General features: G+C 57.5%; 20 protein-coding genes. 9 read left to right on the top strand and 11 right to left on the bottom strand.

Going from position 1 to position 20,880, the window contains the following annotated elements; genetic code table 11:
• The first annotated feature begins 138 nt into the window (after positions 1–138).
• Positions 139–1,161 (top strand): helix-turn-helix transcriptional regulator, encoded by a 1,023-nt coding sequence (locus HMPREF9463_RS00070; protein WP_052043968.1) that lies wholly within the window; start codon positions 139–141, stop codon positions 1,159–1,161.
• Positions 1,148–2,065, top strand: coding sequence for a helix-turn-helix transcriptional regulator (locus HMPREF9463_RS00075; RefSeq protein WP_035136494.1), 918 nt, complete (start codon positions 1,148–1,150; stop codon positions 2,063–2,065). Before HMPREF9463_RS00070 ends, HMPREF9463_RS00075 begins: the two co-directional genes overlap by 14 nt.
• Here the strand turns inward: HMPREF9463_RS00075 and HMPREF9463_RS00080 are convergent.
• Complete coding sequence (locus HMPREF9463_RS00080; RefSeq protein ID WP_035136495.1) at positions 2,062–4,956, bottom strand: helicase C-terminal domain-containing protein; 2,895 nt, start codon at positions 4,954–4,956, stop codon at positions 2,062–2,064. The two genes, HMPREF9463_RS00075 and HMPREF9463_RS00080, sit on opposite strands and share 4 nt — an antisense overlap.
• Positions 4,950–5,915 carry a D-alanine--D-alanine ligase family protein gene (locus HMPREF9463_RS00085; protein WP_035136496.1) on the bottom strand — a complete coding sequence of 322 codons (966 nt, stop codon included), beginning with the start codon at positions 5,913–5,915 and terminating at the stop codon, positions 4,950–4,952. Before HMPREF9463_RS00085 ends, HMPREF9463_RS00080 begins: the two co-directional genes overlap by 7 nt.
• Positions 5,916–6,000: 85 nt before the next feature.
• Between HMPREF9463_RS00085 and rlmN the strand changes: the two genes are divergently transcribed.
• On the top strand, positions 6,001–7,053 hold the full coding sequence (gene rlmN / locus HMPREF9463_RS00090) for a dual-specificity RNA methyltransferase RlmN (protein ID WP_035136497.1): 1,053 nt from the start codon (positions 6,001–6,003) through the stop codon (positions 7,051–7,053).
• A gap of 199 nt (positions 7,054–7,252) precedes the next feature.
• Here the strand turns inward: rlmN and HMPREF9463_RS00095 are convergent, their stop codons facing one another.
• The 9 genes from HMPREF9463_RS00095 to rpmH all read right to left on the bottom strand — a co-directional run bounded on the left by HMPREF9463_RS00095 (position 7,253) and on the right by rpmH (position 12,292).
• Positions 7,253–7,507, bottom strand: coding sequence for a hypothetical protein (locus HMPREF9463_RS00095; protein WP_035136498.1), 255 nt, complete (start codon positions 7,505–7,507; stop codon positions 7,253–7,255).
• Positions 7,497–8,402 (bottom strand): ParB/RepB/Spo0J family partition protein, encoded by a 906-nt coding sequence (locus tag HMPREF9463_RS00100; protein WP_198019880.1) that lies wholly within the window; start codon positions 8,400–8,402, stop codon positions 7,497–7,499. The genes HMPREF9463_RS00095 and HMPREF9463_RS00100 overlap by 11 nt, the downstream gene beginning before the upstream one ends.
• Positions 8,395–9,195, bottom strand: coding sequence for a ParA family protein (locus HMPREF9463_RS00105; RefSeq protein ID WP_022093800.1), 801 nt, complete (start codon positions 9,193–9,195; stop codon positions 8,395–8,397). The genes HMPREF9463_RS00100 and HMPREF9463_RS00105 overlap by 8 nt, the downstream gene beginning before the upstream one ends.
• A gap of 134 nt (positions 9,196–9,329) precedes the next feature.
• Positions 9,330–10,067, bottom strand: a complete 738-nt coding sequence (gene rsmG, locus HMPREF9463_RS00110; RefSeq protein ID WP_229030414.1) for a 16S rRNA (guanine(527)-N(7))-methyltransferase RsmG — start codon at positions 10,065–10,067, stop codon at positions 9,330–9,332.
• Between the two features lie 96 nt (positions 10,068–10,163).
• Positions 10,164–10,733, bottom strand: a complete 570-nt coding sequence (locus HMPREF9463_RS00115) for a Jag family protein (protein ID WP_022093802.1) — start codon at positions 10,731–10,733, stop codon at positions 10,164–10,166.
• 44 nt (positions 10,734–10,777) lie between these two features.
• A complete protein-coding gene (locus HMPREF9463_RS00120; protein WP_035136499.1) occupies positions 10,778–11,548 on the bottom strand; it encodes a YidC/Oxa1 family membrane protein insertase in 771 nt (256 codons plus the stop codon).
• 29 nt (positions 11,549–11,577) lie between these two features.
• Positions 11,578–11,802, bottom strand: coding sequence for a membrane protein insertion efficiency factor YidD (yidD, locus tag HMPREF9463_RS10590; RefSeq protein WP_082222962.1), 225 nt, complete (start codon positions 11,800–11,802; stop codon positions 11,578–11,580).
• Positions 11,799–12,137: a ribonuclease P protein component gene (gene rnpA, locus HMPREF9463_RS00125; RefSeq protein WP_006236191.1), complete on the bottom strand. Its 339-nt coding sequence runs from the start codon at positions 12,135–12,137 to the stop codon at positions 11,799–11,801. The genes yidD and rnpA overlap by 4 nt, the downstream gene beginning before the upstream one ends.
• A 20-nt stretch (positions 12,138–12,157) precedes the next feature.
• A complete protein-coding gene (gene rpmH, locus HMPREF9463_RS00130) occupies positions 12,158–12,292 on the bottom strand; it encodes a 50S ribosomal protein L34 (protein ID WP_019127408.1) in 135 nt (44 codons plus the stop codon).
• A 273-nt stretch (positions 12,293–12,565) separates the two neighbouring features.
• Between rpmH and HMPREF9463_RS00135 the strand changes: the two genes are divergently transcribed.
• The 6 genes from HMPREF9463_RS00135 (at position 12,566) to gyrB (ending at position 20,875) form a co-directional block, all read left to right on the top strand.
• Entirely contained in the window at positions 12,566–13,990 is a 1,425-nt protein-coding gene (locus HMPREF9463_RS00135) for an ATP-binding protein (protein ID WP_229025827.1), read from the top strand.
• Positions 13,991–14,005: 15 nt separating this feature from the next.
• On the top strand, positions 14,006–15,730 hold the full coding sequence (locus HMPREF9463_RS00140) for a DnaA ATPase domain-containing protein (RefSeq protein ID WP_035136505.1): 1,725 nt from the start codon (positions 14,006–14,008) through the stop codon (positions 15,728–15,730).
• 238 nt (positions 15,731–15,968) lie between these two features.
• Positions 15,969–17,072, top strand: a complete 1,104-nt coding sequence (gene dnaN / locus HMPREF9463_RS00145) for a DNA polymerase III subunit beta (RefSeq protein ID WP_035136506.1) — start codon at positions 15,969–15,971, stop codon at positions 17,070–17,072.
• A gap of 10 nt (positions 17,073–17,082) precedes the next feature.
• Positions 17,083–18,189, top strand: a complete 1,107-nt coding sequence (locus HMPREF9463_RS00150) for a DNA replication/repair protein RecF (protein ID WP_035136507.1) — start codon at positions 17,083–17,085, stop codon at positions 18,187–18,189.
• Positions 18,176–18,739: a DciA family protein gene (locus HMPREF9463_RS00155; protein WP_052043969.1), complete on the top strand. Its 564-nt coding sequence runs from the start codon at positions 18,176–18,178 to the stop codon at positions 18,737–18,739. The genes HMPREF9463_RS00150 and HMPREF9463_RS00155 overlap by 14 nt, the downstream gene beginning before the upstream one ends.
• Positions 18,740–18,844: 105 nt before the next feature.
• Entirely contained in the window at positions 18,845–20,875 is a 2,031-nt protein-coding gene (gyrB, locus tag HMPREF9463_RS00160; RefSeq protein ID WP_022094340.1) for a DNA topoisomerase (ATP-hydrolyzing) subunit B, read from the top strand.
• Positions 20,876–20,880: the final 5 nt, after the last annotated feature.

Below are 20,880 nucleotides of genomic sequence, written 5' to 3' on the forward strand. Positions count from 1 at the left end.
TAGTCGAAAGTATACCCCGAGCGAGCGCAAACGACCGAATTCGGGCCATCTTAACGCCCCGAGCGGACAAGGATATAGCCTAATCTCCATATCGGACTAAAATCATGGCAGCAAACTACCTTCTCATGCGAGGATTCTATGACGGCAAGCGACGCGACCGCGACAATTAAAAAGGGAAGTTCGGAGCCCGGTTTCGATAAAACGGCTCAGCGCATCCTCAATCTTTTCTTTGTGCTCAACAGCTCCCCCGAACCGCTGACGACCGAGCAGATCGTCTTGGATTCTGACCTGGGATATGGCTCGGGCAGTATCGACTCGGATAAGCGCAAGTTTCGGCGCGATCGTGACAAACTGCTCGAGCGTGGCATCTTAATCAAGGAGGTTCGCCCCGCCGGTGCGCAGGAGACCGAGGAAAGCTCGTGGACAATCGACCGCGAGCACACGTTTGCTGCAGGCGGCCTCATCACCGCAGACGACGCCGATATCCTACTCAACGCCATCGACCAGACGCTAGCGGCCGGCTCTTCCACCTTTGCCGCGCCGCTTGCCGATATTCGCTCCAAAATTGCCTACCTCACCGGCATGTCGGCGGTGGACGAAGTACCGATCCGCCGCTCTCCCACCGTCGATGCGGTATGGAGCGCCTTTGCCGAGCGATGCGCGCTGCGATTTTTATATCAGAACGGACGCGGCGAGCAGAAAGAACGTACCGTCTGTGTCTACGGCATGTTCGAACGCGAGGGCGTGGCGTACTTCTGCGGCCTCGACAATGTCACCGACGACATCAGGACATTCCGCTGCGACCGTATCGTTCGCGCATGGCGTCCTTCGAAGGCCTACGCCATCCCTGCGGACTTCAATCTCAACGACTATCTGTTCTTTGAATTCGATTTTGCCGACCGACCGCCCGTTGCAGCCACGTTCTCGTTCGCCCCTCAGACGCAGATCGATATGATCAACGGCCTCACGCGCGGGCGAGGTGAGTTCACACACACCGATGCGGGATGGATCTGGACCGTTGACGTGCGCGACCTTGAAGCTGCCGCCTCATTTTGCATGGCCCACGCCATGGACGGCATGAGGCCCATGGCCCCCAAATCGCTCAAGCAGGCGTGGAACCACCTCATAGAAAGGACGGTGCACGAGCATGCCCGTGCGTAAACTCACCAGCGAGCAGAGACTCTCGCGCGCCATCGACATCATGGAGGCCCTCTACGCCGCCGGCGATGGCGGCATGACACGAACCGAGATTTGCAGCCGCTTTGACATCACGGGGGCGTCGCTCGACGAGATTCTCGAGATCGTCTCGACGCTCGCGGACCGAGAATCGGGCGCGCGCATCATCTGCGAATGCCGCGGCGAGCGCGTGGCCCTCACTGGTGACGCCGGGCGCGTGCTACCGTTGCGCCTGAGTGCCGCCGAGGGCGCCGTGCTCAACCATGAACTTGAATCGTTGGGGATCGAGCCGCAGACGGCAGCTCGGATTCGACATGCCCTTCTACCCGAAGAGCTCGGCTATAACCAGCGCGTCTTTGACACCGTCAACCACGGGTCGCACTGGCAGCAGCTGAGCTGCGCCATTCAGGACGGTGTTCGCTGCCGCATCTCGTATCGCTCGATGGACGATGCGCGGCCACGCGAGCGTCTGGTCGACCCCTTGCGCATTACGGCAAACGGCGACCAAACATACCTGATTGCCTGGGACATCGCGATCGATGAGCAGCGCACCTATCGCATGGATAAAATCGAGGGACTCACCTTGACGGAAGACTCCGTCGTGCCTCACACACCGGGCGTCGCATCCCTCCACGATTCCCTTGCCCGGACGCAGCGTAGCGCAAAGCTCTTGATGCCATTCGATATGGCGGAGCATCTGGACTGGGCCGGCATCACCCTAATCGAGCGCAGCGGGGCAGACATGGCAACGGTAACCGTGCATTACGGCTCCGAGCGTTGGCTACTGAGCCAGGTAATCGCAGCGGTCGGAGCCATCCGCATCTTGGATGACCCCGCCCTGTCAAAGCGTCTGTGCGATATGGCAAAAACCCTCGTCTGTCCGCTTTAGCGCCGCCGCTCGTGACGTGCGCGCCACAGTTGCAGATAGTGACCGATCTGCGCCGATTCGATGCGCTGGTAGGAGCTCGTGGGCAGCGACGTTAAGAACTTCTTTCCGTAGCCCTTCGTCACCAGGCGCGGGTCGGCCAGAATCAGCACGCCGCAATCGGTCGACGAGCGGATAAGGCGGCCGGCCGCCTGCTTAACCTCGAGCACCGCCTCGGGCAGCGAATAGCGCGCCCAAGCGCGGTCTTCGCGCAGGTTGCGCTCGCACGAGAGCGGGTCCGTGGGGCTCGAGAACGGCAGCTTGGGAATGATGACGCAACGCAGCGTCTCGCCGCTGGCGTCAAACCCCTCCCAGAAGGCCTTAAGCGCAAAAAGCGACGAGGTCGGCTCGTTGATAAACCGGTCGCGCAGGCGACGAGGAGATGAGTTGCGCTGCTGGCAGTCGAGCTCCAGACCCGCACGGGCCATCTTGGGCTCAACGCGGGCGTACAGGTCTTCCATGTCGCGCCGATTGGTGAACAGTGTGAGCACCGATCCGCCCATGGCAAGATGGGCGTCGACCAGCACGCGCTCGAGCGCCGTAAGATAGCTCTCGCGATCGCGCGGATCGGGGATATCGCCCGCAACGACTACAGCCATGTTCGAATCGAAGTCGTAGCTCGAGTCCAAGTGCAGCGATGAGGATGTTGAAGCACCGATGCGATCGAGGCCGACCGCATGGTTAAAGTGTTCAAAGCTTTTGGCCACCGTCATAGTCGCCGAGGCAAAGATAGCCGTGTGAACCTCGGGCAGCCACTCGGTTGCCAAGGCCTCGCCAATGTCGATGCGCTCTGCGGTCATCGACTCTCCGCCGGCACGCAGCCTGCGATTGACCTGCAGCGAATACACGTAGTGTTCATCGGTGCCATCAATGATGAGTTTGAGGTTCTCGACCAGCTCGTGCAGGCGACGCGAGATATCACCCAGGTCAACAACAACCTCGGGCTTGTCGGCGGCGACGGCTTGCACCAGCGCGTCGACGCTCTTGTCAGCCTGTTCCAATGCGTCGATGCCAGTGTAGGCCGACTGTAAGAAATCATGCCAGTCGTCAGATTCGCGCAGCTCGGGGCCAATCCATAGATTGGCATTGTCATAACCCCCACGCGCACGGCGGCCGAGCTCGCGAACGCCATCGAACACGTCGGCGATTGCCATGCTCGCGCGCGCAACCGTCGACGTCGCCTTGGCAGTAAGGCCCAGATAGAGCGTAGAGCCCTCGGAGGTTGCCAAATCACGGGAAACCTGGCTTAGCGCGCCGGTGCTCGAGCCACCCAGGCGCTCAAACAGAACGCGTGATTCGTCCGCCGACACCACGCGCGCCCACTGGCGGCGCGCCTCGCGCTCGATGGAATGGGCCTCGTCGATTACCCAATGACGAATCGGAGGTAAAATCCTGCCCTCGGCCGCGACATTGCGGAACAGCAGGGAATGGTTGGTGACCACCACATCGGCATGCGCCGCACGACGGCGAGCGCCGTGGACCAAACATTTATCAGGGAAAAACGGGCAGAGGCGACGAGCACACTCGCGCGAGGCCGTCGTAAAGTCGGGACGGTTGACGCTGCGCCACCGAATGCCGAGCGAGTCGAGGTCGCCATCGGCTGATTGGCAGACGTACGCCATAATGACCGCGACCGCCGTGAGCGTGTCCGCCGGATCGCGCTTGGTGGTAATCTCGACCTGGCCTCGGCTCATGCGCTCAAGCTTGCGCAGGCACGGATAGTGGTCATAGCCCTTGAGAGCGCAAAATGACAGACCACCGTCCAGTTGCTCGGCAAGTTTTGGCAGCTCATGGTACATGAGCTGGTCGGCAAGATTGTTCGATTTGGTCGCAATACCAACCGTGATGTTGTTACGGCGTGCTGCCTCGGCAAAAGGCACCAGATAGGCCATCGATTTGCCGACGCCCGTGCCCGCCTCAATTACGCGATGTGTGCCCGTGACCAGCGCATCGCGGACCTCGAGCGCCATCGCGATCTGCTCATCACGCGGCTCGTAAGTGGGATACATGCGATTGACCAGGCCACCCGGCGCATAGTCTGCCTCAATCTCCTCACGACTCGGCATCTTGAGGACCGGCAGTTCGTCGGCGTCCACCCGATCGTCGGCGCGATCGGCCTTGAGAACGTCAGCACGAGCGGCGCTGAGAGAGAAGATAGAACCAGGGTCCTGCCCCGCCAAGAATGAGAAGATAGGACGATAGGACCAAGGCACATCCGGATGCATGTCGGCTAGGCGCGCCATGAGGCCCTGGGGCAAGTCGGTGAGCGCCACGAGCAACACACGCCATACGCCACACAGGGCGTCGACGTCGGCATTGGCACGGTGTGATACCGAGTCACAGCCAAACAGATCGGCCATAAAAGACAGCTTGTGCGAGGCCAGGCGCGGAAGCGCGATGCGCGACAGCGCCAGCGAATCGATCCAGATATCGCTCACGTTGACGCCGCCTTTGACCGACTCGATAAACGAGCGATCGAACGTGGCGTTATGTGCGATCACCGGGCAACCACCGACAAAATCGGCGAGAGCGGCGACGGCCTCAGCGGCCGACGGGGCATCTGCCACATCGGCATTTGTAATGCTCGTGAGCTCGGTAATCTCGGCGGGAATTAGCTGCTTGGGATGCACGAAGGTATCGAAGCGGTCGACGATCTCGCGGCCCGAAAGACGGGCCGCCGAGATCTCGATCAGCTCGTTGTCCTGCACCGAAAGACCTGTGGTCTCGGTATCGAGGACAATCACATCTTCCTCGATAAGGCCGAAGGACTGCGTTTTGGCGCGTTCGGCAAGCGTGGCATAGGAGTCGATGACAAACTGCGGCGTTCCTGACGAAACCGCGTCCTCGATTAGCATGCAATGCCCGCTCGACGAAGGCCCATACGGATCAGGCTGTCACAGACCTGCGGGAACGTCATGTCGTCTGTGTGGCGAATCTCATCCGGATACAGCGACGTATCGGTCATGCCGGGAATGGTGTTGGTCTCGAGGATGACGGGGCCGTCCTCGCTCACGATAAAATCGCTGCGCGAGATGCCCAGGCAACCGAGGGCCTTGTGAGCAGCACAGGCAAGCTCCTGAGCGCGAGCGTAATTCTCGGGTGAAATCTGCGCCGGAATACGATGGATGTCCGTAGGGTCGACATACTTCACGTCCAGATCGTAGAACTCACAGTCCTCGGGCTTGCGAATCTCGACAATCGGCAGGGCGCGCACGTCGTCCTCGCCGTACACGCCGACGGTGATCTCGGTACCCTCGATGCACTTCTCGACCAGCACTTTGTCGCCGTACTCAAACGCCTTGGCGATTGCCGCGGGCAGCTCGGAGGGCTCATGGACCAGGGAAATGCCATAGCTGGAACCGTTGACGGCCGGCTTCACAAAGCAGCGCTCGCCACAAACCTCGACGATATGATCGATATCGACTTCATCGCCCACCTCGAGCGCAAGGCCGGGGGCAATGGGAATGCCCGCCTTGGCGTACAGGAGCTTAGAGACCTCCTTGTCGGCACCGCAGGCGCTGGCAAGCACGCCCGAAGCCGTGTAGGGGATACCCAGGGTCTCCATGGCGCCTTGCATGGCGCCATCCTCGCCGCCGGCACCGTGCATGGCGATAAACGCCACGTCAAAGCCGCCGGTTGCCATGGTTACCATAAAGTCATCAGCGGCCGTATCGAGCAGCTCCACCGAGGTGTAGCCGGCTTCCTTCAGTGCCACCACAACGTTCTTTCCCGAATTAAGCGAGATCTCGCGCTCAGCGGAATGACCGCCCGCCAAGACCGCTACGTGCATGTTCTCTAGGCTTTTACCCGGCATGGGCAGACTCCTCCTCTATAATTTCTGCAGCTGATACCATATTGTAGCGATACCCTCTACGTTTCCCCAAAATCGAAAGGCTTCCATGAATCCCAGGACTAAATCTCAGGACATTCGCGACTTGAGCCAAAACGATATTCGCGAGCTCGTGGCCGAGCTTGGCCAGCCCGCCTTCCGCGCGAAGCAGCTCATCGAATGGGTCTTTGAGAAGAACGTTTGTTCGTTCGACGACATGACCAACCTTCCCAAGGCTTTCCGCGAGCAGCTTAAAGAGGCTTTTGCCTTTGATACGCCGACTGAACTCACCAAGCAGGTTTCCAAAGATGGCTCGCGCAAGTATCTGCTCGAGTACCACGACGGCATTTCCGTCGAAACTGTCGGTATGCCCCGTCGCAACAAGCTTTCCGTCTGCGTTTCCACCCAGGCAGGCTGCGGCATGGGCTGTGCCTTTTGCGCTACCGGTCTCAACGGCCTCAAGCGCTCTCTGACCGCTCAAGAGATCGTCGACCAGGTACTTCATGTATCCAACGACTTTGGCGAGCGCGTCACGAGCGTTGTCTTCATGGGCCAGGGCGAGCCGTTTGCCAACTACGACGAGGTTCTCAAGGCGTTGCGAATCCTCAACGACCCCGATGGCATCGGTATCGGTGCTCGTCACCTCACCGTCTCTACCAGCGGCGTTATTCCCGGTATTCGCAAATTTGCCGACATCCCCGAGCAGTTCACGCTTGCCGTTTCCCTGCATTCCGCCATCCAGTCGACACGCAATAAGCTAATGCCCGGTGTTAAGAAGTACACGCTACTTCGCCTTCACGAGGCGCTTCAACTCTACACCGAGAAGACTGGCCGCCGCCCGACCTATGAGTATGCCATGATCGAAGGCGTCAACGATACGAATCCCGAGATGCAGGCGCTCTGCGACTTCTGCGAGGGAACGTTGTGCCACGTTAACCTGATTCAGCTTAACGACATCGAGGGCAGCCCGCTCAAGCCGTCGCCGATTCATAAGGTTGAGGATCTTCAGCGTCGTCTTGAGTCCCGTGGCATCGAGACCACGATTCGTAACTCCCGTGGTAACGATATTGACGCCGCTTGCGGACAGCTGAAGCAGCGCTTCAAAGTTCAGAAGAACGCATAGGGGAGTCGCACCCCAAAACGTTTCATGTGAAACATCGAACGGCCCCGGTTACAGGAGATGCAACCGGGGCCGTTTTATTTATTGACCTTAATTTTGAATCAGCTGCTACCTGTCCCATTTTTTACGGCCAAAATAAGGGGTCCTTGTCTCGTGAATCAGACAAGGACCCCTCAAAATATGCTAAGTAATTGTTAGGTACCTAATAGCCTACATTTTCCCATTGGTTACTAATCCAACCTTGATTAATCTTGGGATTCTTCGTTACCTGAGCCGTACGCATGGCAACATCTTCTGTCATAACATCCATTTTCTTCTTGGATGTATCGACAATATCTTGCGCACTACGAAGCAAACGACCTCGAAGTTCATCGTCTGTCGCGATCTTATAGCCAGCAAAGGCACCAGCCGCGACAGTCGTCGCCAATGCAATCGCAGTTAAAATCCTATTCCTCATCTTGGCCTCCTTGATCAAACTGAATCATTTCGCCAAGAATACGAGAGAGCTCTTCCTCGTCTTTAAACTCAATCTCAATCTTATTCTTTCCACGCGAGCTCTTAACACGCACGTTGGTATTAAAAACCTGACGAAGCACGCGGGCAGCCTTTTTAAAAGACTGAGGCGTTGCAGGCCTCGGCGTCTTAGGTGTCTCTCCGGCAGAAAACAACGGAGCAAGATTTTCTGTCGCTCTTACGGAAAGGCCCTCTGCAACAACCTTCTCTGCAAGTCGAATTCGAGCGTCCTCATAGGGAACTGCAAGAATCGCACGTGCATGACCAGCAGTAAGTTTGCCCTCAAAAATCATCTGCTGAACAACTTCAGGGAGATCGAGAAGGCGCAGCGAGTTTGTAATTGCAGAGCGTGACTTGCTGACTGCCTTCGACAATGCCTCCTGGGTCATACCGCTGGCATCGATAAGCTGGCGATAGCCCTTAGCCTCTTCGACGGGATTCAGATCAGAACGCTGAAGGTTTTCGATCAGAGCAAGAGCCAGCATCTCTTCATCATTAACATCTTTAATGATGACAGGCAGCTCCTCAAGACCAGCAAGCTTTGACGCTTGGTAACGACGCTCACCAGCGATGATCTCATAGCCGTTTCCATGCTTGCGAACCAAAAGCGGCTGCAAGACGCCATGTTCTTGGATTGATTCGCTCAACTCACGAAGTTCAGTTTCGTTAAAGTGAATTCGCGGCTGATTAGGGTTGGGAACGATATCCTCAATAGGTAGTTTTGTTTCAGATGCGGCATTCGAAGCCGATGCAGCCGAACCACCGGTCTCATACTCGGCCTCTGAGACCAAAGCATTGAGTCCACGTCCCAATCCGCCACGTTTCTTTACACTAGGCACGCTTGATCACCTCTTTTGCAAGGTTCATATATGCTTTTGCACCCTTATTTTGAGGTGCATAGGTAATTACCGGTTCCCCAAAAGACGGAGCTTCGGAGATTTTAACCGTACGGGGGATCAACGTCTTAAATGCCTTATCACCAAAGTACGATTGAACCTCCTCAACAACCTGATTCGATAGAGAAGTACGCGAGTCATACATGGTCATAAGCACACCGTAGGTGTCTAAGCCCTTGTTCAGACGAGATTTGACCATCTTCATTGACTCAAGCAGCTTCGTAACGCCCTCGAGTGCGTAATACTCGCACTGGATCGGAATCAAAACGCTGTCTGCTGCGGTCAAAGCGTTGATAGTAAGCAGGCCGAGCGAAGGAGGGCAGTCAATGAAAATAAAATCGAACTCGTCCTGAATCGGCTCAAGCAAATCTTTGAGACGGGTTTCACGAGCAATTGCGCTTACGAGTTCAATTTCCGCGCCTGCAAGCTGAATTGTAGCCGGAATTACGAATACCTTTTTGCAATTTGTATCAAGAACAAGCGATTCTGCCGGCACATCATTCAGCAATGCATCATAGATGCAGTGATCAAGGTCTTCTTTTTCAATTCCGAATCCACTGGTGCTGTTTCCCTGCGGATCAAAATCAACAATCAGTGTCTTACGACCCTGCTCACCCAGTGCTGCTGCAAGGTTTACAGCCGTCGTTGACTTACCGACGCCGCCTTTTTGATTGATGATTGCAATGATACGCGTGTCTTTTGCGCTCTTAGAACGCTTAACGTCGCGAAATCCCACGGTCCCTCCTGGTGTGTATTAAAGCTGTCAAACGGAGGATGTTTCACGTGAAACATTCCGAATCGATAGCAACTGCTATGTTTCACGTGAAACACTGCAAGCTGTTAGTAACCATTATGTTTCACGTGAAACATCTAGGCAAGCGGATTCTTCTTTGCCATGCCATTTGCACGAGGCAATGAAACGGATGCTGAATGACTCTTCTTAAGAACAATGAACTCCCTGTGACCCAAGCCTTCAGGCAAATCAATTGCGTCATTCAGAAGCAAAGTGAAGCCGCAAATCTTAGCTGCTGACATGCCGGAAGCAAGCTCCTCATCCGAAGGATTGCCCTTGGTGATAACAAATAGCCCTCCATCCTTCAGGTACGGAGCCGCATACTCAACAAGAATCGGTAGAGGGGCCAGTGCGCGGGCGGTTACAACGGAGAACTGCTTCTTATGGCTTCGAGCATATTCTTCAAGACGATCATGAACCGCATGAGCATGTTTCAATCCAAGAGCATGGACAAAGGAATTAACCGCATCAACCTTCTTGCCAACAGAGTCAATATAAGTAGCTTTACGATGCGTGGTTATGGTTAATGGAATACCAGGGAAGCCCGCACCTGTTCCCATATCGAGCAAAGCCCCCTCAGGAGCCTTATTGATATAGGGGAGCAAAACAAGTGAGTCGAGGATATGAAGTACGGCAGCATCTTCTACGTTAAGAATACGGGTGAGATTGGTTGTCTTATTTGTTTCTAGAACCAAATCCAAATGCTGGATACATTTCCTCAGCTCAATATCAGTTACGCTCAAGGAATATTCTTTGCAATAGGAAGTTAGGCGACTCAACATCTCGTCAGCCTGCTGATCGGTAAGTACAAACAACAGAAGCTCCTTTCTGACAAAAATCAGCGTATCGAGAACTTTTGACAAAAAAAGGGGACGTGGAAACCACGTCCCCCTAGCATAAGCTCGAGTAGATTATCGAGCAACAATCACCACATGGCGATCAGGGTCAGAACCCTCAGAATGAGTATCGACTGCATCGTTGCCACGAAGTGCAATGTGAACCAGTCGGCGCTCGTAGGCATTCATGGGCGGAAGCGAAACACTCTTATGAGTGCGGATGGCACGCTCGGCAGCAGACTGAGCCATGGAGGCGACCTTATCCTGACGGCGACTCTTGTATCCCTCGACGTCCACTACAACCGGATACCTAAAGCCAAGCTTGCGGCTCACCAGCAAAGAGAACATAACCTGAAGAGCATCAAGAGTGCGACCATGACGGCCAATGAGAACAGCAAGGTCGGGAGCCGTTACATCCAAAATCAGCTCACCCTCGTCGCCCTCATACTCATCGATAGGAGAGTTGGCGGCATCGAAGTGCGAAAGGATGGAACGCAGGATGGAAATCGCAACATCGGCAATGGTGTCGAGCTCCTCATCGGTCAGCTCTTCACCAGCCTTGTAGCGCTGTGCAATCTCGGGATAATCGCCCGCGACCTGCGGGGCAACCTCCTCAAGCATATCCTCGATGATCTCTTCAGACATAACGTACTCCAAAAGTTAGGTACCTAAATAAGATTGATATCCCACTACTTCTTCTTGTGCGGGCGCGGCTTCTTCTCGCGACGAGTGACCTCAACCTGCAGCGGAGCGTTCTTAAGACGCTCCTCCTCATCGGCCTTCGCCTTGTCGATGACCTTCTGCGTCACAAAAATCTGCTGGATAACCTGCCAAGCAGACGAGACGTCGTAGTACAGCAGAACACCAACGGGAAGGCTCCAGCCCATCCAAAGCATCATGACCGTCATGACAACGGCCATCATACGCATGCTCTGAGCCTGCTGGCCGGTCTGGTTGCGCGACATATAGAGCTGCGGAATCAGGGTCAGGACGGCAAACAGGATCAGGCAAACCAGCGCAGGCAGTGCAACCATAAAGCCATCGGCAAAGGAAGCGCTCGGCGTGGTGGTCAGGTCGGGCAGGATGTTGAAGAACGAGAACGTGCCGTTGTTAAAGTACTGCGGCAGGTTGCGCAGCAATGTAAACAGGGCGAACAGGATAGGCATCTGAATCAGCAGCGGCAGACAGCCAGCCATGGGGTTGAACTTGTTCTCGCTGTAGAACTTCTGCATCTCCTCGGCCTGACGCTGGGGATCGTCGGCATAGCGCTCCTGGATCTCGAGCATCTTGGGCTGCAGCACCTGCATGCGAGCCGTCGACTTGGTCGACTTGAGCATAAGCGGCGTCAGCAGCAGACGGATGATGACCACCAGGATGATGATGGACAGGCCCCAGTCGACCGCAAAGGTCTGGATGAGCTTGAGCAGCTCGAAAAGGATGTTAACGATCCAATCCCACATGTAAGTTTTCCTCCGATAGCGAGTGCCCGCTAGGGCACAGGGTCATAACCGCCGACGTGCAGGGGATTGCAGCGAGCGATGCGCCTCACGGCAAGCCAGCAGCCTCTCAAAACACCGTGCTTCTCAATCGCCTGGATGGCGTATTGCGAGCACGTTGGGTAATAAATGCAGGCGTCAGGCAATAAGGGCGAAATAACCTGTTGATATATGCGAATAGGAGCGATGGCAACACGTCGCAAAACGTGATTGCTCATCGCTCCTCCCCGGCAACGCCGGCGCGCTTCATAAGCGAACGCAACGCCTTGTCCATCTCCTGCGGCGAGGAAACCCTCGTCTTGGGAGTTGCAAACAAGATGATGTCATAACCCGCAACGGGAAATCCGCAGCTGCGGGCGGCCTCGCGCATCACACGCTTAGATCGGTTGCGCACGACGGCACAACCGAGTCGCTTAGCACCAACGAAGGCGACCCTTCCGGAGTCGCCTTCGCCAACCGATTCACATATGGTCATTCGAATCAGAGGGTGATTGAAACGACGCCCCTGACTGAACACATGCTCGAAATCTTGCCGAGACTTAATAGTCTTCATGCGAGATGTGTGTATCGCTGCTAGACAGTGAGACGCTTGCGGCCCTTGGCGCGACGACGGGCGAGCACGGCACGACCACCCTTAGTGGCCATACGGGCACGGAAGCCATGGGTCTTGGCACGCTTACGCTTATTAGGCTGATACGTACGCTTCATCTTAAGTTCCTCCTGCTGCATTTCGAGTGTCCGCGGGGACGCGGACGCAGATATAGACACGTGAGCTTGAAGATTGTAGGGAAATCAATGTTCAAATGTCAAGAAATCAAAGGTAAAAGGTTGCGCAGTTCACACGGTTCCCCCATAAGCCAAGCTCGATTTAGCGGTGCATGGCAACTTTTCACGATATTTCATCGAGTTTTCAACAGGTCATGTTGGCAATGTTGAGAACTTTTCGTCCGTTTTCCAAAGTTTTCAACAGGTTTTGAAAGTTTGTCGAAAGATGAGAAACATTGCACGGTGAGCTACTATTTGTTCGAAACCTTTTGGAAGATTGCGAGCGGCATGTCTGACGACTTTTACACCATGGTCGATTCCGGAGACCCGGCACCCGACAACGAGCACATCACCGGCGTGCGCGAAGAGCGTGACGAAGGTGAACAGACGACAACGCAGGCGCCAAAAGCCATGTACGCCGCGCGCATCGCCGTCTATGACGACATGCTGTCGACACCGCGTGTGATCGTCATCGATCCGCAAGATGTCCGCACGTATTTGGAAGAGACGACCAACACCGTCTACCAGTGCATGAAAGAACAAGGTGGCCATATCTCGCTCATGGTCATCCGCGAGATTGTCGAAAACTTTATCCACGCACACTTTGCAGAGCCCATCATCTCGATTCTGGACGGCGGAGACACCATCCGCTTTGCTGACCAAGGACCCGGCATCGACGACAAGGAACGCGCTTTCGACTTTGGCGTTACCAGCGCAAACAGCAAGATGAAGCGCTATATCCGTGGAACCGGAGCAGGGTTTCCCATGGTGCAGGAGTATTTGGAAAACGCCGGCGGTGCCGTATCCATCGAGGACAACATGGGCAACGGCACCGTGGTTACGGTAAGCCTGAACCCTAAACGCGTGCAGGAAATCGAGCGTGCCGGCGGACGCGGTGCTGCCGTGCGGCCCGAGACGGAGCAGCCCACATATCCCCTGCCGGGAGCTTTTGCGCAGCAGCCCATGGCAACGCAGCAGATGCAGCCCCCCGTGGGGCAGATGCAGCAGCCCGGAATGCTTCCCACACAAGAGCCCCAGGCGGCATCTATGTCGATGACGCCAAACATGCCAGAGGCCATGCCGCTGGCAGATCAGGATGCAGCAGCAATGCAGCAGGCGACGGGGGCACCGGGTGGCCAGCAAATGGGCTATCAGCCGTACCAACGGGGATATCCATATCAGCAGATGCCGCCACTGGGGTATGGCCAGCAGTTCCCGCAGCAGTACCAGCAGGGATATCAGCAGCCGTACCAGCAGATGCCGCAGCAGCAGTACAACCCCTGGGCCCAACAGATGCCTCTGCAGCCTTACCAACAGTGGCCTCAAAGTTTTCAACAGCAAATGCCGCCGATGCAGAGTTCTCAACAACCAGCAGCTCAAATGATGTATCCTAATGCAGCAAATCAGTATGCGCAGCCACAACCGGACGTGTTCGTAAGCGATCGCGGCAACGCCGCGCTGGGCTATCTGGCGCAAAATCAAGCGTGCGGTGCAACCGATCTGGCGAGGGCGTTTGGAAACTCGGCCCCCACTTGGTCACGCACGCTCAATGACTTGGCGCAGGCCGGCTTGGTCATCAAGCATGGCCAGAAATACCATCTGACCGAACTCGGCGCCGCTCGCGTGCGAGCTCAGAGCTAAAGAACGGGAGAGACAGTGGACGAGGAAGCAAGCATCATCCTGGGGGATGCCATCGCCTTTTGCCAGCGCGACGGCCAAGATGCACGCCTCATCAACATGCTGGGGCAATCGCGGGCCATAAGCCTGACCGAAGATACGCTCACGATCGAGGCCCCCTCGCGCTTTGCCATCGCGCAGCTCAAAAAGCATCAGCCGACTATTGAGGCCTATCTGGAAGAAATCGCCTTTGCACCGATCGCGCTCGACATCGTGGCACCGCAAGGCGCCGCAACGGAATCCGCTGCCGCGACGGCGCCCGCCACGGCTCCCGCCGCTTCCCCGGCGGCACCGACCTCCGCAGGCGACGTGCCGACAATCGAGCACCAGCACAGCGATGTTTCCCGTGAAACCATGGCACCGTTGCCGACCGCGGCGGCGACGTCAACGAACGCACCCGTCACGCACATGCCTATCGCTCACGACGCAGCGGCGGGCGCGGATTCGGGCATTGCAATCAAGAACACGCTCTCGGCCGATGATTTTCGTCGCATGATGAACCAGATGAAGGGCGGAGCGCCGACTAAATCCACGCAAGCTGCGGCCCCCGCTTCACCCATACCGGCGCCGACCGTGCCGGCCGAGCAGAATACGGATGGAGCCCCGCTCGCCGCGAACTCAAAATTTACCTTTGAGAACTTTGTCTACGGCCCCGAAAACAGCCATGCCTATCGCTCGGCACTCAAGTTTGCCGCCCTCGCGGACGAGCGCGGCACATGCACATCACTGTTCATCTACGGCAAATCGGGCCTGGGCAAGACGCACCTGCTGCTTGCCATCAAAAACGAGCTCGCCGAGAAGTCGCCCGAGATCAAGGTCAAGTATGCCAACTCCCAGGCATATCTGGACGACCTGATGACCGAGTTCGACCGCCAAAAGAAGAGCAACGCCCCCATCATGCAGGCGTACCACGGCGTGGACGTGCTCATCATCGATGACATCCAAAACATCATCGGCAAGCGCGCGAGCGTGGACTACTTTTTCCAGCTCATGGACGAGTTCATCCGCAACAACAAGAAGGTCGTCATCGCGGCAGACCGTGCCCCCAAGGACCTGAGCATGGACGAGCGTCTGACCAGCCGCTTCAACGCCGGCATGCTCTGCCTGGTCGCAGAGCCCAGCTACGAGATGAAATACAAGATCTTGCAGCGCTATTACGAGAACACCATCGTCGCCGCTCCCGAGGCAGGCGACGACTCGCTGCTGGCGGCCTATGGGGGCGACGGCGGACACCTGACCGACGAGCACTTTAAACACATGGCCGAGGTCTCGGGCACCAACATCCGCGAACTCGAGAGCTTTTGCGAGCGCTGCGCCGGCGAGGCGGGCGACCGCGAGCGCGAGGGCGGGGAGCTCACCTTTGACGATATCGACGCCATCGCCAGCCAGTACTTCGACACATCGGCCAAAAAGATCAACGTCCAGACGGTTCAGTCCGTCATCGAAGAGCAGTACGGCGTGACGCACGAGGAGCTCATCGGCCCGCGTCGCAACGCCAATATCGCCAAAGCACGCCATATCGCTATCTACCTGGCCATCGAGATGTGCGAGATGACGACCACGGCGGTGGGCGCCGAATTTGGCAACCGCAACCACTCGACCGTCAGCACGAGCTACAAAAAGGTCCAGAAGATGATCCAGGAAGACCGTACCGTCACCGAAGACCTCAAATCGCTGCGCGATAAAATTACACTGCGCTCGTAGGGAAATAGAGACACCTGTTGAAAACTTGTCGAAACCATGGGCATAAGGTGTCTAAAACCCAACCCGCGGTGGTGAAAAGTTTTGCGCAGGTTTTGAACGTGGAAAACCACCCCCGTTGCACACAGGTTGCTGTCGATTCTCTTTCTGGGTCTGACCTGCGTCTTTGGGAGTAATCAACAGTTTCGTCAGTGCTATTACTATTATTAAGATATTTATATCTAAAGAAAGGTATTAAAAGATGAAGTTCACCGTCAGCCAGAGCTCGCTTACACAAGCCATCGGCGTCGTTATGAAGGGTGTCGCTTCGGCGTCCACCCTTCCCATCCTGTCGGGCGTGCTCGTCAAGGCGCAAGACGGCATCTTGGAATTCCAGACCTCTAACTACACCATCTCGATCCGTCATCGCATCGCGGCGCATGTCGAAGAAGAGGGTGAGATGGTTATCCCCTGTAAGATGCTCTCCAATATCACCAAGACCCTCCCCGATGCCCCGGTCACCTTTGAGCTGTCCGAGCGCCAGGTGCTGATTGGTTGCGAGAAGAGCTCTTTCCGCCTGAACACGCTCGATGTCAATGACTTCCCCGAGTTTCCGGCCTATGCCATCGAGAGTGCCGTGGAGCTGCCGACCGATATCTTGTCCGAAATGGTCGGCCGCGTGTGGCGCGTCACCTCGACCGACAAGGCCCGCCCCATTCTGGGTGGCGTGCACATGAAGGTCGAGAACAACACCGTGCGCCTGGTGGCGACCGATTCCTTCCGCTTGGCCGTGTGCGATACGCAGGTCGAGACCTCGACTCTCGAGGGCTCCTTTGAACTCAACGTTCCGGCCGACGCCTTTAACGACGCGCTGAACATCATGGCCAGCCAGGCGACCATCATGATCGGGGCTACCGACACCCAGGTCGTCTTCGAGGCCGGCAACACCACCTACGTGTCGCGCCGTATCGATGGCATGTACCCCAACTACAAGCAGCTCATCCCCGATTCGTGCGTGACGAGCGTCAAGATCGACGTCGCCGCCTTTAACGCCGCCCTCAAGCGCGTGGCCGTTATCGCGAGCGCCAACCCCGCCGTCAAGTTCGAGATCGATGTCGAGAACGGGCAGATGGGCCTGTCCTCCATTTCCAATGACCAGGACCTTGCGCAGGAGACGATCGATGTCGAGGCCGAGGGCGAGTCGGGCACCATCGCCTTCAACTACCACTACATCTTTGGCTGCCTCAATGCCCTGTCCAAGGAGAAGGAGATCACGCTGGAGCTCAAGAGCTACTCGCAGGCGGGCATCTTCAAGTCCTACGACAAGATCAACTACCTGTACCTGGTTATGCCGGTCCGCATCTAGCAACCGCCCTATGACCATGTTCGCCCGCGATCTTTCCGTCGCGCACTACCGCAGCTTCGATAGTTATCGCCTTGCCCTGGACGAGGGCGTGACGATACTTGCGGGACCCAACGCGGCGGGAAAGACCAATCTCATAGAGGCGCTGCAGCTGCTGACGAGCGGCGCCTCGTTTAGGCATCCGACCGCAGCCGAGCTCGTCCATGATGGCGTGGGCTCGTGCAAGGTCGAGCTGAGGCTCGAGGGCGACGGCCGCGTGCTTGATATGAGATTGAGCGTGGAGGACGGTAAGCGCTCGTTTAGCCGCAACGGCAAGAGGTGCTCTGCCGCCGGTGTGCGCGGGGCTCTGCCGAGCGTGCTGTTTTGCCCCGACCATCTGGACATGGTTAAGCGAGGCGCCAGTGTGCGCCGCGCCGCCCTCGATGACTTTGGCATGCAGCTGAGCGCACGTTATGCCGATCTTGCGAGCACCTATGGACGCTGCGTGACCCAGCGTAACGCCCTGCTCAAGGAGACCTGGTGCTGTCGCGAGATGCTCGGCGCGTGGAACGATTCGATTGCCCGCGCGGGCTCGGCCCTGCTTGTGCACCGGTTGGCCCTGCTCGACCGGCTGGCGGGCCATGTGCACACTGCCTACGGGCAAGTGGCATCCGGTGAGGCTGCCAACGTGACCTATACGTCCACGCTGGGGGATTTGCCCCAGGTCGATGATCGCGAAGAGCTGAAGGGCTGGGCGTACGAGCGCATGCTGGCTGCCCTTGATGAGCACGCCGACGAGGAAATTCGCCGCGGCGTGACGTTGGTGGGACCGCATCGCGATGAGATTGAGTTTACCGTGGCGGGTCGCTCCGCCCGTTCATTTGCCAGCCAAGGTCAGCAGCGAACGTTGGTTCTGGCCTGGAAGGTGGCGGAGGTGGCCGTGGCTCGCGATGTCCTGGGCACCGCCCCGTTGCTGCTTTTGGACGACGTGATGAGCGAACTCGACGGCGAACGCCGCGGTGCTTTTCTGCGGCTGATCGGCGATGATATCCAGACGGTCATAACCACGACCAACCTGGGGTATTTTACCGATGACCTGCTTGATCGAGCCAAGGTGGTGAGCATGGGTGAGACGTGCTAATTACGAGCGCGAGAGCGAAACGGTTGCCTTCAGTGGATTTTTGAACGCAGAGCGTCAGCGCATCCTGGCGGCCGCGACACCTGAGCGCCGCGCGCAGATGGAGGCTGCCGAGGAGTCGCGCGCGGTCTATCGCGCGTGGAACGCGGTGTGCTCGGGCACGCGCGAGGGGCGGCATGTGACGGGCTTGCGCTACCTGCCCGAGTCCAATGAGCTGCTGGTATATCTCGATTCGCCCTCGTGGACGCAGGAAATGACGCTGTTGCGCGAGATCATCCGCGCGCGCATGGAGCGCGCCGGTGCGCATGTGGACGGCCTGGTGTTCAAAACCACCGCGCCGGGTCACACGCCGCCCGCCGCCAAGCAGCGCCTGCGCCCGGCGACGACCGAGCGCCCGCCGGCCCCGCACGCCGACCTAAGTGAGGCCGAATGCACCGAGATTGAGCGCCAAGTGGCGCCCATCGAAGACCAAAAACTGCGCGAGGCCCTCGAGAATGCCATGAGAGCCAGTGCCGAGTGGGCCAAGGGCGTAGAAAGCAAAAAAGAGCCTTAAATCGCATCTGGTGGCCTTGTAGAGCCAAATACCCTCGTTCCCGAGGGTATTTTTTTACGATAAACTAGTAAGGCTGTACACATTTTCTTGACTGAAGGAGGACGTGTGGCAAACGAAAACGATTACGATGGCGGCGAGATTAAGATTCTCGAAGGTCTCGAGGCCGTTCGTAAGCGCCCGGGCATGTATATCGGCTCGACGAGCGCCAGCGGTCTGCATCACCTGGTGTGGGAGATCGTTGACAACTCCGTCGACGAGGCCATGGCCGGTTTCTGCACCGAGATCCAGGTGACGGTCCACGCCGACAACTCCATCACGGTCGTCGACAACGGGCGCGGCATCCCCGTCGACGAGCACCCTGTTAAAAAGATCCCGACGCTCGAGGTCGTCATGACGATCTTGCACGCCGGCGGTAAGTTCGATAACTCGGCCTATAAGGTTTCGGGCGGCCTGCACGGCGTTGGCATCTCCGTCGTCAACGCACTGTCCAAGCGCGTGGTCGTTCAGGTTCGTCGCGACGGCAACACCTACGAGATGGAGTTCTCGCGCGGCAAGACCGTTAAGAAGATGGAGGTCGTGGGCACCTCGGATTCGACGGGCACCACCGTCACCTTCTGGCCCGACGACGAGATCTTCGAGACCTGCATTTACGATTTCGATACGCTGCACAACCGTCTGCAGGAGACGGCGTTCCTCAATAAGAACCTCAAAATCGTGCTGACTGACGAGCGCGAGTCTACTCCCCACGTGGAGGAGTTTTGCTACGAGGGCGGCATCATCGACTTCGTCAAGTTCCTTAACGAGGGCAAGGACGTCCCCGAGGCCTTTAAGGAGCCTATCTACATCGAGGGCAAATCGGACCCGGACGCACCTGTGGCCAAGATGGGCGAGGTTGAGGTTTCCCTGCAGTGGAATAGCGGCTACGGCGAGAACGTCATGTCGTTTGCCAACGACATCTACACCCCCGAGGGCGGCATGCACCTTGAGGGCTTCCGCACCGCGCTCACCCGCGTGATCAACGACTATGCGCGCAAGCAGAACCTGCTCAAGGAAAAAGACGCCAATCTGACCGGCGACGATGTGCGCGAGGGCCTTTCGGCCGTTATCTCGGTCAAGCTGCCCGATCCGCAGTTTGAGGGCCAGACCAAGGCCAAGCTCGGCAGCTCCTATATGCGCGCGCTGACGCTCAAGATCGTGACCGACGGCCTTGCCGATTACCTCGAGGAGCACCCTAAGCCCGCTCGCGAGATCGTCAAGAAGGCGCAGCAGGCCTGCAAGGCGCGCAATGCCGCCCGCAAGGCGCGCGAGGCGACCCGCCGCAAGAGCCTGCTCGAGACGGCGTCCCTGCCCGGTAAGCTCGCCGACTGCTCGGTGCGCGATGCCGAGCTGACCGAGCTCTTCATCGTAGAGGGCGACTCGGCAGGCGGTTCGGCCAAGGACGGCCGTCGCCGAGACATCCAGGCGATTCTGCCCCTGCGCGGCAAGATTTTGAACGTCGAGCGCGTTGGTGACCATCGCGCGTTCTCGAGTGACACCATCCAGTCGCTGATTACCGCGATCGGCTGTGGCGTCACGACGAGTGCCGGCGACGGCGGCGATTTCGATATCACCAAGGCGCGCTACCACAAGATCATCATCATGACCGATGCAGACGTCGACGGCGCGCATATCCGCATCCTGCTGCTGACGTTCTTCTACAAGTACATGCGTCCGCTGATCGATGCCGGCTACGTCTATGTTGCCTGCCCGCCCATCTTTGGCATTAAGGTGCGCAACAAGATCCACTACGTGTATCCCAACGGCCGCCAGCCCGAAGACGAGATCCTGCGCGATACCATCCAGAGTCTGGGCCTGAACCCCGATGATAACGACGAGGACGGCAAGGCCAAGGACGGCAAGATCACCAAAAAGCGCAAGGGCTATACCGTCCAGCGCTACAAGGGCCTGGGCGAGATGGACCCCAAACAGCTTGCCTCGACGACGATGGACCCAAAGACCCGCATTCTGCAGCGTGTGTCGATCGAGGACGCCGTGGTGGCGGACCGCGCCGTGCGCGAGCTGATGGGTTCCGAGGTCGGCTATCGCCGCGAGTACATCGAGAAGCATGCACATGATGCACGATTCCTTGACGCTTAAGAGGA

Source organism: Collinsella sp. 4_8_47FAA (genome assembly GCF_000763055.1).
Classification (GTDB): domain Bacteria; phylum Actinomycetota; class Coriobacteriia; order Coriobacteriales; family Coriobacteriaceae; genus Collinsella.

Excerpts from the sequence above, each read along its gene's own strand:
- HMPREF9463_RS00120 (WP_035136499.1), bottom strand. The coding sequence starts at position 11,548 with ATGTGGGATTGGATCGTTAACATCCTTTTCGAGCTGCTCAAGCTCATC.
- yidD (WP_082222962.1), bottom strand. The coding sequence starts at position 11,802 with ATGAGCAATCACGTTTTGCGACGTGTTGCCATCGCTCCTATTCGCATA.
- HMPREF9463_RS00095 (WP_035136498.1), bottom strand. The coding sequence starts at position 7,507 with ATGAGGAATAGGATTTTAACTGCGATTGCATTGGCGACGACTGTCGCG.
- HMPREF9463_RS00070 (WP_052043968.1), top strand. The coding sequence starts at position 139 with ATGACGGCAAGCGACGCGACCGCGACAATTAAAAAGGGAAGTTCGGAG.
- rpmH (WP_019127408.1), bottom strand. The coding sequence starts at position 12,292 with ATGAAGCGTACGTATCAGCCTAATAAGCGTAAGCGTGCCAAGACCCAT.
- rlmN (WP_035136497.1), top strand. The coding sequence starts at position 6,001 with ATGAATCCCAGGACTAAATCTCAGGACATTCGCGACTTGAGCCAAAAC.
- dnaN (WP_035136506.1), top strand. The coding sequence starts at position 15,969 with ATGAAGTTCACCGTCAGCCAGAGCTCGCTTACACAAGCCATCGGCGTC.
- HMPREF9463_RS00080 (WP_035136495.1), bottom strand. The coding sequence starts at position 4,956 with ATGCTAATCGAGGACGCGGTTTCGTCAGGAACGCCGCAGTTTGTCATC.
- HMPREF9463_RS00075 (WP_035136494.1), top strand. The coding sequence starts at position 1,148 with ATGCCCGTGCGTAAACTCACCAGCGAGCAGAGACTCTCGCGCGCCATC.
- rnpA (WP_006236191.1), bottom strand. The coding sequence starts at position 12,137 with ATGAAGACTATTAAGTCTCGGCAAGATTTCGAGCATGTGTTCAGTCAG.
- HMPREF9463_RS00085 (WP_035136496.1), bottom strand. The coding sequence starts at position 5,915 with ATGCCGGGTAAAAGCCTAGAGAACATGCACGTAGCGGTCTTGGCGGGC.
- HMPREF9463_RS00115 (WP_022093802.1), bottom strand. The coding sequence starts at position 10,733 with ATGTCTGAAGAGATCATCGAGGATATGCTTGAGGAGGTTGCCCCGCAG.
- HMPREF9463_RS00150 (WP_035136507.1), top strand. The coding sequence starts at position 17,083 with ATGACCATGTTCGCCCGCGATCTTTCCGTCGCGCACTACCGCAGCTTC.